The 9,381-nt window shown below is 71.0% G+C and carries 10 protein-coding genes; 3 read left to right on the forward strand and 7 right to left on the reverse strand.

The genetic code is table 11. The annotated features are described in order from the left end of the window. Positions 1 to 248 precede the first annotated feature (248 nt). On the reverse strand, positions 249 to 749 hold the full coding sequence (locus tag WD341_RS11170; RefSeq protein WP_368425532.1) for a hypothetical protein: 501 nt from the start codon (positions 747 to 749) through the stop codon (positions 249 to 251). Between the two features lie 199 nt (positions 750 to 948). Here WD341_RS11170 and WD341_RS11175 point away from each other — a divergent pair, with 199 nt between their 5' ends. Continuing rightward, positions 949 to 1,410 (forward strand): molybdopterin-dependent oxidoreductase, encoded by a 462-nt coding sequence (locus WD341_RS11175; RefSeq protein WP_368425533.1) that lies wholly within the window; start codon positions 949 to 951, stop codon positions 1,408 to 1,410. Between the two features lie 36 nt (positions 1,411 to 1,446). Next, positions 1,447 to 1,935 carry a hypothetical protein gene (locus tag WD341_RS11180; protein ID WP_368425534.1) on the forward strand — a complete coding sequence of 163 codons (489 nt, stop codon included), beginning with the start codon at positions 1,447 to 1,449 and terminating at the stop codon, positions 1,933 to 1,935. Positions 1,936 to 1,965: 30 nt separating this feature from the next. On the opposite strand, the gene fghA is transcribed toward WD341_RS11180, so the two are convergent. The 6 genes from fghA to WD341_RS11210 all read right to left on the reverse strand — a co-directional run bounded on the left by fghA (position 1,966) and on the right by WD341_RS11210 (position 8,598). Then, positions 1,966 to 2,811: an S-formylglutathione hydrolase gene (fghA, locus tag WD341_RS11185; RefSeq protein WP_368425535.1), complete on the reverse strand. Its 846-nt coding sequence runs from the start codon at positions 2,809 to 2,811 to the stop codon at positions 1,966 to 1,968. Further along, positions 2,811 to 3,920, reverse strand: a complete 1,110-nt coding sequence (locus tag WD341_RS11190; protein ID WP_368425536.1) for an S-(hydroxymethyl)glutathione dehydrogenase/class III alcohol dehydrogenase — start codon at positions 3,918 to 3,920, stop codon at positions 2,811 to 2,813. Before WD341_RS11190 ends, fghA begins: the two co-directional genes overlap by 1 nt. Before the next feature lie 131 nt (positions 3,921 to 4,051). Further along, positions 4,052 to 5,356, reverse strand: a complete 1,305-nt coding sequence (locus WD341_RS11195; RefSeq protein WP_368425537.1) for a TRAP transporter large permease — start codon at positions 5,354 to 5,356, stop codon at positions 4,052 to 4,054. Continuing rightward, positions 5,353 to 5,847, reverse strand: coding sequence for a TRAP transporter small permease (locus WD341_RS11200; protein WP_368425538.1), 495 nt, complete (start codon positions 5,845 to 5,847; stop codon positions 5,353 to 5,355). Before WD341_RS11200 ends, WD341_RS11195 begins: the two co-directional genes overlap by 4 nt. Before the next feature lie 136 nt (positions 5,848 to 5,983). Continuing rightward, entirely contained in the window at positions 5,984 to 7,012 is a 1,029-nt protein-coding gene (locus tag WD341_RS11205) for a TRAP transporter substrate-binding protein (RefSeq protein ID WP_368425539.1), read from the reverse strand. Between the two features lie 188 nt (positions 7,013 to 7,200). Next, a complete protein-coding gene (locus WD341_RS11210; protein ID WP_368425540.1) occupies positions 7,201 to 8,598 on the reverse strand; it encodes a cytochrome P450 in 1,398 nt (465 codons plus the stop codon). Positions 8,599 to 8,620: 22 nt separating this feature from the next. On the opposite strand from WD341_RS11210, the gene WD341_RS11215 reads away from it, so the two are divergent. Next, on the forward strand, positions 8,621 to 9,355 hold the full coding sequence (locus tag WD341_RS11215) for an aldolase (protein ID WP_368425541.1): 735 nt from the start codon (positions 8,621 to 8,623) through the stop codon (positions 9,353 to 9,355). The last annotated feature ends 26 nt before the right edge of the window (positions 9,356 to 9,381 follow it).

The raw sequence follows: 9,381 nt of genomic DNA on the forward strand, positions 1-9,381 counted from the left end.
AGAGCCGGAGGCGATCGGCGCGCGAGCCTCGCGATCCGGGATCCAGGGGCCCCGCCCGAGACCTCGGCGTCGCAGCTCGTCGTCCGGGTCCGGCCTGGATTCCGGATCGCAAGGCTCACCAGCCGGAAGCCTGGCGGCTTCCGGGGCTCGCCTAGCGTCCGGGATGACGGGAAAGGGCGGCACTGACTCGTCATCCCGGACGCCTAGGCGTCCGGGAGCTTGCAGGGGAGCGGCGGCCGGCTCCGGCCTCAGATCTCGCGGCCGAGCTCGCGCAGGATCGCTTCGAGGGCCGTCCAGCTCTCGCGCACCACGGCGTCGTGCTCGCGGCTGCTGTCTTCCAGGGTGTAAGCGCGCAGGCTCTTCTGGAAGGCCCGCAGGTGCCGCTCGATGGCGACCTTGTTGCGGCGCAGTTCGGCCTCCTGGAACAGGATCCGCTCGATCAGGTCGACGGTCATGGCGTCGTCCTTGACCGAGCTGACGATGCCGAAGCAGGCGCTGACCAGGGCGAAGCGCTGGGTCGAGCGGCGCTGCAGGTCGTAGAGCGCCTCCAGCTCCAGCGCCTCCTGGCGCTCCTCCTTCTCGCGCAGAAGCTCGGCCAGGGCTGCGGGGTCGGCGTGGCCGTTGAGCGAGCGGGCGCGCTCGTTGTACTCGAACTCGAAGCGCATCAGGCTGTGCTCGGCGCGCTTGACCTCCTCGTACGCGAGGTCGAGCTCCGCCTTCGCCTCCTCGATGAGATGATGCCGCCGCATGCCGCCTCTTCAACCGTTGCGCGGGGCCTTGCCGCATCCGGGGTCGCGGCAAGGCGAAGACCCCCTTTTCAAGGCGTTGGAGGCTAGGCCCAATTCCTTAACAGAAGGGTAGCGGGCGCCCCCGCGCGAGCCGCTTGACCGCCCTCCGGCTTGGCCTCACGCTCGGCGCCGGGGACAACTACGATCCGGAGCTTCCGCGATGCCGCGCCGCCCGCTTTCCGCTCTCCTCGCCCTCCTGCTGCTGGCCGCGGCGCCGGCCGCCTCGGCCGCCGGCCTGACCGTCGAGGGCAACATCGTCGCCGGCCCGCGGACCCTGACCCAGGCCGAGCTCGACCGGCTGCCGCAGTCCGAGGTCACGACCACGACCTCCTGGACCGAGGGCACGGAAACCTTCCGCGGCGCCAGCGGCCAGGCCCTGATGCGCTCGCTTGGCGCCGCCGGCACCACGGTCGAGGCCTTCGCCAGCGACGGGTACTCCATCGAGATCCCGCTCGCCGACTTCGAGACGACGCCGCTGCTGATCGCCAAGGAGATGAACGGCGCGCCGCTGCCCGAGGGCAAGGGCCCGCTGTGGATCGTCTATCCCTACGACGCCGGCTACGACGCCCAGGAGTACGTCGACCGCTCGGTCTGGGCCCTCGACCGTCTAATCGTGAAGTAGGGAAGGCGACATCGTCGCCGGCCCTGGCTCCGCCTGATGCGCTTCGCGCTTGCATGGTTCGACAAGCTCACCATGAAGCGCGACCTGACGGCCGCACGCCGCTTGCGTCGCTTCAGGTGTGACGGCGCCAACCGAGCGACCCGCCTTCGCGGCAATGACAAGCTCACCATGAAGCCCGACCTGACGCCTGCACCGCCGCTTGCCTCGCTTCATGGTGAGCTTGTCGAACCATGCAAGCGCGGCGGCACCAACCGAGCGGCCCGCCTTCGCGGCAATGACGAGCTCACCACGAAGCGCGACCTGACGCCCGCGCCGCCGCTTGCCTCGCTTCATGGTGAGCTTGTCGAACCATGCAAGCGCGACGGCGCCAACCGAGCGGCCCGCCCTCGCGGCAATGACGAGCTCACCACGAAGCGCGACCTGACGCCCGCGCCGCCGCTTGCCTCGCTTCATGGTGAGCTTGTCGAACCATGCAAGCGCGACGGCGCCAACCGAGCGGCCCGCCCTCGCGGGAATGACGAGTAGGAAGGGACGTCGCCGCGCCCAGGCCTCCAGCTACCCCTTCAGGGCCTCGGCGTGGTGGCGCAGGTGGTCTTCCATGAAGGTCGCGATGAAGAAATAGGAGTGGTCGTAGCCGGGCTGCAGGCGCAGCTCGAACGGCTGGCCGACGCGGTTGGCGGCCTCGGCGAAGAGCTCGGGCCTGAGCTGCTCGGCCAGGAACTGGTCGGCCTCGCCCTGGTCGATCAGGATTCTCGCCTGCGACGGCCGCTCGCCGACCAGCTCGGTGGCGTCGTACGGCCGCCAGGCGCTCTCGTCCTCGCCGAGGTAGCCGGCGAAGGCCTTGCGCCCCCAGGGCACCCGCATCGGCGCCACGATCGGCGAGAAGGCCGAGCAGGAACGGTAGGTCTGCGGGTTCTTCAGGTGGATGGTCAGCGCCCCGTGGCCGCCCATGGAGTGGCCCATGATGCCCTGGCGCGCCGGGTCGGCCGGGAAATGCTCGGCGACCAGCGCCTGCAGCTCCTCGGTGACGTAGCTGTACATGCTGTAGGCCTTGGACCAGGGCTCGCGGGTGGCGTCGAGGTAGAAGCCGGCGCCGCTGCCGAAGTCGTAGCTCTCGTCCTCGCCGGGGATGTCCTGGCCGCGCGGCGAGGTGTCGGGCGCGACCAGGACCAGGCCGAGCTCGGCGGCGACGCGCTGGGCGCCGGCCTTCACCGTGAAGTTCTCCTCGGTGCAGGTCAGGCCCGACAGGAAGGTGACGACCGGCAGCCGGCCGCCCTTCTCGGCCTGGGGCGGCAGATAGACGGCGAGCTTCATCGGCCCGTTGCAGGCCGCGCTCTCGTGGCGGTAGACGCCCTGGACGCCGCCGAAGCAGCGGTTCTCGGAGACCGTCTCCAGGGCCATCAGTAGACCACCACGCTGCGGATCGACTTGCCCTCGTGCATCAGGTCGAAGGCCTCGTTGATCTTGTCGAGCGGCATGGTGTGGGTGATCAGGTCGTCGATGTTGATCTTGCCGTCCATGTACCAGTCGACAATCTTCGGCACGTCGGTGCGGCCGCGCGCGCCGCCGAAGGCGGTGCCGCGCCAGTTGCGCCCCGTGACCAGCTGGAACGGCCGGGTCGAGATCTCCTGGCCGGCGCCGGCGACGCCGATGATGATCGAGGTGCCCCAGCCCTTGTGGCAGCACTCCAGGGCCTGCCGCATGGTCTTGACGTTGCCGATGCACTCGAAGGAGTAGTCGGCGCCGCCCTTGGTCAGCTCGACGATATGGCCGACGACGTCGCCCTCGATCTCCTTGGGATTGACGAAGTGGGTCATGCCGAACTTCTCGGCCAGCGCCTTCTTGGAATCGTTGATGTCGACGCCGACGATCATGTTGGCGCCAACCAGGCGCGCGCCCTGGATGACGTTGAGGCCGATGCCGCCGAGGCCGAAGACGACGACGTTGGAACCGGGCTCGACCTTGGCCGTGTTGACCACGGCGCCGACGCCGGTCGTGACGCCGCAGCCGATGTAGCAGACCTTGTCGAAGGGCGCGTCCTCTCGGATCTTCGCCAGCGCGATCTCGGGCAGCACCGTGTAGTTCGAGAAGGTCGAGCAGCCCATGTAGTGCAGGATCGGCTTGCCGCCGAGCGAGAAGCGGCTGGTGCCGTCGGGCATGACGCCCTTGCCCTGGGTCGTGCGGATCGCCTGGCAGAGGTTGGTCTTGGGGTTGAGGCAGTACTCGCACTCCCGGCACTCGGGCGTGTAGAGCGGGATCACGTGGTCGCCCTTTCTCAGCGACCGGACGTCCGGGCCGACCTCGACGACGACGCCGGCGCCCTCGTGGCCCAGGATCGCCGGGAACTGGCCCTCGGGGTCGTCGCCCGAGAGGGTGAAGGCGTCGGTATGGCAGATGCCGGTCGCCTTGACCTCGACCAGGACCTCGCCGGCCTTGGGGCCCTCCAGCTGGACCGTCTCGATCGACAGCGGCTTGCCCGCTTCCCAGGCCACGGCGGCGCGCACGTCCATAACCGGATCCTCCCTTTCTCGCTTCGACGCTTTTTTTGACCGATGGGCGGTATCCTGACAGCGCCGACGGTTGCCGGCAAGCCGGGGCGGGGTGCGCGCGAGGGTATTGCGGGCGCTCCGACGGGGCGGCGTCAGGGCGCCATCTGGCCGGGCAGGAACAGCACCAGGCCCGGGATCAGCAGCAGCAGCGAGAGGCGCACCAGGTCGGCGAGCAGGAACGGCAGGATGCCGCGCACGATGGTCTCCTGCCGCAGGCCCGGCACCACGCCCTGGATGACGAAGAGGTTCATGCCGACCGGCGGCGTAATCAGGCCGATCTCGGCGACCGTGACGACCAGGATGCCGAACCAGACGGGGTCGATGCCCAGGCTCTGGACCAGGGGGAAGACGAAGGGGATGGTCAGCAGGATCATCGACAGGGCGTCCATGAAGCAGCCGAGCACCAGGTAGAAGAGCAGGACCAGCAGCAGCACGGCGAAGACCGGCAAGCCGGCCGACTCGGTCCAGCCGACCAGCAGCTGCGGCAGGTTCGAGGTCTCGATGAAGTAGTTGAACAGCCCGGCGCCGACCAGGATCAGGAAGATCATGCCGGTCGTGCGCGCCGTCTCGAAAGCGGCCTCGAGCAGCTCCCGGCCGCCGCTCCCGCGGCCCAGGAGGGCGAAGAGGAAGGCGCCGGCCGCGCCGACCGCCGCCGCCTCGGTCGGCGAGAACAGGCCGAAGTAGATGCCGCCGATGACCAGGGCGAAGAGCAGCCCGACCTGCCAGACCCGCAGCAGCGCGCGCCCGCGCTGCGGCCAGGTGAAGCGCGGGCCCGCCGGGCCGAGCTCGGGGTGGCGGCGGACCTGGACCAGCACCGCGGCCATGTAGAGCAGCGTCGAGACCAGGCCCGGGATCAGCGCGCCGATGAAGAGCGCGCCGATCGAGGTCTCGGTCAGCAGGCCGTAGAGGACCAGCAGGATCGAGGGCGGGATCAGCACGCCGAGCGTGCCGCCGGCGGCGATCGCTGCGCTGGCCAGGCGGTCGTCGTAGCCGTGCCGGCGCATCTCCGGCAGGGCGACCTGGCCCATGGTCGCGGCGGTCGCCAGGCTGGAGCCGCAGATCGCGCCGAACAGGGCGCAGGCCCCGACGGTCGCCATGGCGAGGCCGCCGCGCCAGTGGCCGACGCAGGCGTTGACGGCGCCGTAGAGCGCCTGGCTGAGGCCGGCGCGCGCGGCGAAGACGCCCATGGCGATGAACAGCGGCAGCACCGACAGGCCGTAGGGAAAGACGCTCTCGAAGGGCGCCGAGCCGAGGATGAACTCGGCGCCGAACCAGCCGTTGAGCAGGGCGAAGCCGGCGACGCCGGTCAGGCCCATGGCGACCGCGACCGGCACCCGCAGCAGGATCAGCACCAGGGTCAGGCCGAAGCCGGCGAGGCCGATCAGCGGCGGCGTCATCGGGCGGGGCCCCGCACCGCCGCCGTCAGGTCGGCGAGCGCGACCAGCAGCGCCGCCAGGACCGAGAGCGCCGCCCCGGCCAGCAGCGGCGCCCAGTACCAGACGATCGGGATGCCGAGCTCCTGGCTGACGTCGCCGAAGCGCAGCTGCTGCGCCGCGGCATCCCAGCCGTAGCGCAGCACCAGCGCCATCAGGGCGACGGCGAGCAGGCCGCCGAGGCCCTTGAGGAACAGGCCGAGGCGCTGCGGCAGGCGGGCGCTCAGCAGGTCGACCGAGACGTGGGCCTCGTCGAGGAAGGCGAGCGGCATCGCCAGCCAGGCCGCCGCCATGACGCCGAGCTGCACCAGGTCGACCTCGCCGGCGATGCCGCCGCCGACGAGCGACAGGCCGATGTCGAGCAGCGTCACGCCCGCCGCCAGGCCGAGCGCGACCACGCCGGCCAGGGCGAGCGCGCGGGCGAGGGGGCGGGCGAGGGGAAGCAGGCGGGTCATGCGGGGCCGGATCGCGCTTCGCCCTTCGACAGACTCAGGGTGAAGCGCAGCCGGAACGCCGCCGGCACCGGCGTCGCTTCATGGTGAGCCTGTCGAACCATGCGAGCGCGCTGGCCGTGCCGACGGACGCCCCCGCCTACTGCTCGAACGTCGCCGCCTGCTCCTGGGCCGCCTTGTAGAGCGCGCGCGCCTCGGCGACGCCCTCGCCCTCGAGCTGAACCAGGTAAGCCTCGATCATCGGCTGCAGCGCCTCGCGCCAGCGCTCGCGCTCCTCGTCCGACAGCACGGTGATCTCGTTGCCGCGCTCCTCGGCGGCGGCCAGGCCCGGCGCGTCCCAGTCGTCCCACCAGTCGCCGAAGCGGGCGATCAGGGCGTCGCCCGACAGCTCGTCGACGCAGGCCCGAACCTCCTCGGGCAGCGAGTCGTAGCGGCGCTGGTTCATCACGAAGAAGAAGGAGACGGTGTAGACCCGCGCGTCGAGGTGGTGGTTCAGCACCTCGGCGAGGCGGAACGAGCGGACCGGGTCCCAGGGGAAGACGGTGCCGTCGATCACGCCCTTCTGCAGGTTCTCGTAGACCTGGCCCGGCGGCATGCCCTGGGGCACCGCGCCGAGCTCCTCCAGCATCATGGAGATCGCCGGCGAGGGCGTGCGGATGCGCAGGCCGGCCAGGTCCTCCATGGTCTCGACCTTCTTGTCGCGGGTGTGGATCAGGCCGCCGTTGTGGGCGTGCAGCGCCAGCACCTTCAGGCCCTCGTACTCGCTCGCCAGGTAGTCCGGGTAGAGCGCCCAGAGCGTGCGCGTGGCGGCGTCGGCGCTCTCGGTCAGGAACGGCAGGTCGATCACCGAGGTCCGCGGGAAGCGGCCGCGCGGCAGGCCGGTCAGGCCGTGGGCGACGTCGACGACGCCGGCCAGCACCTGCTCCTGCTGCTTGGCGACGTTGCCGAGCTGGGTCCCGCCCGGATAGATCTCGACCGCGACCCGGCCCTCGCTGCAGGCCTCGAGCTGCCGGGCCCAGGGTTCGATGAAGTCGGTGTGGATGCCGTGGACTGGCGGCAGGAAGTGGCTGAGCTTGAGCTCGATCTCGGCCGCCTTGGCCGGCGCCGCCAGCGCCAGTCCGGCCACGGCGGCGAGGGCGAGGGTGTGGGTGAAAGTGTGTCTGGGCATTCCGGTCTTCCTCCCTGTTCGGTCTTCTGGTCGCCTGCGCCCGGCGCTTCTTCTTGTCATTCCGCTTCCCCCACCGTCATCCCCGCGAAGGCGGGGATCCATAGGGACCAGCCGGTGTGCGCGGACGCTCTGAATGGATTCCCGCCTGCGCGGGAATGACGATAGATCAGTGCACTACACGCATTCTTTCACCCCTCCCCGAAAGACACGGGATAGCTCAGGAAGCCGCGGAAGCGGGCGCGGCCGCCGCGGCGGAAGGGGGCGCTGCGGTGGAAGGCGGGGACGCGGGCGAGCAGGCGGCCGATGGCGATGCGGCCCTCCAGGCGCGCCAGGGTCATGCCGGCGCAGGCGTGGATGCCGCCGCCGAAGGCGAGGTGCCGGTTCGGCCGGCGCGCCAGGTCGAGACGGTCCGGATCCGGGAACTGCTCCGGGTCGCGGTTGGCGGCGCCGATGCAGAGGGTAACCAGGGTGCCGGCCGGCACGGCGATGCCGCCGATCTCGCTGTCCCGGACCGCGCGGCGGTTGCCGAGCTGGTTCGAGCTCTCGTAGCGCAGGAACTCCTCGACCGCCGAGGCGATCAGGTCCGGCTCGCCGCGCAGGCGGGCCAGCGCCTCGGGATGCTCGAGTAGGGCCGCGATGCCGTTGCCGATCAGGTTGGTCGTGGTCTCGTGGCCGGCGTTGAGCAGGAAGATGCAGTTCTGCACCAGCTCCTCGTCGGACAGGCGCTCGGGGCCGTCCGGGCCCTCGAGCTCGCCGTCGACCAGCAGGCCGAGGACCTCGCCGCCGGCGCCCAGGGCGCCGCGCCGGTAGCGGGCAACGTGGCCGGCCAGGTAGTCGGAGAACTCGGCGACCGAGCGGTTGCCCCAGTCGAGGGCCGCGGCGCTGGGCACCGGCTCCAGCGCGCCCAGGATCGCCAGCGACCAGTCGCGCAAGGGGCCGCGCTCGGCCTCGGGGATGCCGAGCATGTCGCCGATGATCTGCACCGGCAGGCTGGCCGCGTAGTCGGTGACCACGTCCATGCCGCCCTGCGCCTCGGCGCGGTCGAGCAGCCCGTCGACCAGTTCGACGAAGCGCGCCTCCAGCAGCGCCAGGGCGCGCGGCGTGAAGGCCGGCGCCAGCAGGCGGCGCACGCGGGTGTGGCGGGGCGGGTCGTTGAACACCAGGCTGGTCGTGTGGTGGCGGTAGAGCGGGCTGTCGCCGTACTTCGGCCGGAACTCGACGGTCTTGTCCGAGGAGAAGGCCTCGTGGTCGCGGTAGACCCGGTTGAGATCGGCCCAGCGGGTCAGGAACAGGCTGCCGTCCGGGCAACGGTGCACCGGCGCCCGGCGGCGCAGGGCGTGGTAGGTCGGGTAGGGGTTCTCCAGGAAGTCCGCCCCGACCCGGCGCAGGTCGAAGCCGTCCGCCAGCGCCTCGTCGGAGGCGCCGTCCGCCGGAACCGGCCCCGACTCGGGGCCGCTCGCCGCCGCCCTGGCCGACATGATCTCCTCCCGCCGCTCGCGGCCGCGCTCTCGTTCCCGGGTCGGGCCGGCGCCGGCTTCGCTGTCCAGAAGGTCATCATCCCGGGCGACGGCCTTGCGGTCAATCACGCCCGCCCGCTAGTCTGGCGTCATGGAAAACCTTATCCACCAGGCCAAGATCGATCTGGCCGCCGCCCTCCGCCTCGCCGCGCGCTTCGGCCTGAACGAGGGGGTCTGCAACCACTTCTCCTTCGCCGTGCCGGGCATGAGCGACCGCTACCTGCTCAACCCCCACGGCGTCCACTGGTCGCGCATGACCGCCGGCGACATGCTGCTGATCGACGGCGAGGGCCGGACCATCGAGGGCCGGAGCCAGGCCGAGCTCACCGCCTTCGTTATCCACGGCGCCGTGCACCGCGCCAATCCGCGCGCCGCGGCCGTGCTGCACACCCACATGCCCAACGCCACGGCGCTCTGCTGCCTGCACGATAGCGAGCTCGAGCCGATCAGCCAGAACGCGCTGCGCTTCTACAACGACGTCGCCTACGACTGGGACTACAACGGCCTGGCCGAGGACCCCGCGGAGGGCGCGCGCATCGCCGCCTGCCTGGGCGACAAGAAGGTGCTGTTCCTGGGTAACCACGGCATCATCGTGGTCGGCGAGACCGTCGCCAAGGCCTTCGACGACCTCTACTACCTGGAGCGCGCCTGCCAGCTCCAGGTGCTGGCGCTCTCGACCGGCAAGCCGCTGCGCCGGATCGGCGACAACCTCGCCGGCAAGGCCAAGGCCGACATCGACTCCGGCAACGGCGGCGGCTACGCCGACAAGCACTTCGAGGGCCTGAAGGCGCTGCTCGACGCCGAGGATCCGGGCTACCGGAGCTGAGGCGGCGCACCGCTGGGGGGGGGGGG

Origin of the sequence: Tistlia sp. (assembly GCF_040905785.1) — a bacterium.
Lineage (GTDB): Bacteria > Pseudomonadota > Alphaproteobacteria > Kiloniellales > DSM-21159 > Tistlia.

Coding starts and splice junctions, on each gene's coding strand:
- WD341_RS11215 (WP_368425541.1), top strand. CDS start 8,621: ATGGAAAACCTTATCCACCAGGCCAAGATCGATCTGGCCGCCGCCCTC.
- fghA (WP_368425535.1), bottom strand. CDS start 2,811: ATGGCCCTGGAGACGGTCTCCGAGAACCGCTGCTTCGGCGGCGTCCAG.
- WD341_RS11205 (WP_368425539.1), bottom strand. CDS start 7,012: ATGCCCAGACACACTTTCACCCACACCCTCGCCCTCGCCGCCGTGGCC.
- WD341_RS11200 (WP_368425538.1), bottom strand. CDS start 5,847: ATGACCCGCCTGCTTCCCCTCGCCCGCCCCCTCGCCCGCGCGCTCGCC.
- WD341_RS11175 (WP_368425533.1), top strand. CDS start 949: ATGCCGCGCCGCCCGCTTTCCGCTCTCCTCGCCCTCCTGCTGCTGGCC.
- WD341_RS11195 (WP_368425537.1), bottom strand. CDS start 5,356: ATGACGCCGCCGCTGATCGGCCTCGCCGGCTTCGGCCTGACCCTGGTG.
- WD341_RS11180 (WP_368425534.1), top strand. CDS start 1,447: ATGCGCTTCGCGCTTGCATGGTTCGACAAGCTCACCATGAAGCGCGAC.
- WD341_RS11190 (WP_368425536.1), bottom strand. CDS start 3,920: ATGGACGTGCGCGCCGCCGTGGCCTGGGAAGCGGGCAAGCCGCTGTCG.
- WD341_RS11170 (WP_368425532.1), bottom strand. CDS start 749: ATGCGGCGGCATCATCTCATCGAGGAGGCGAAGGCGGAGCTCGACCTC.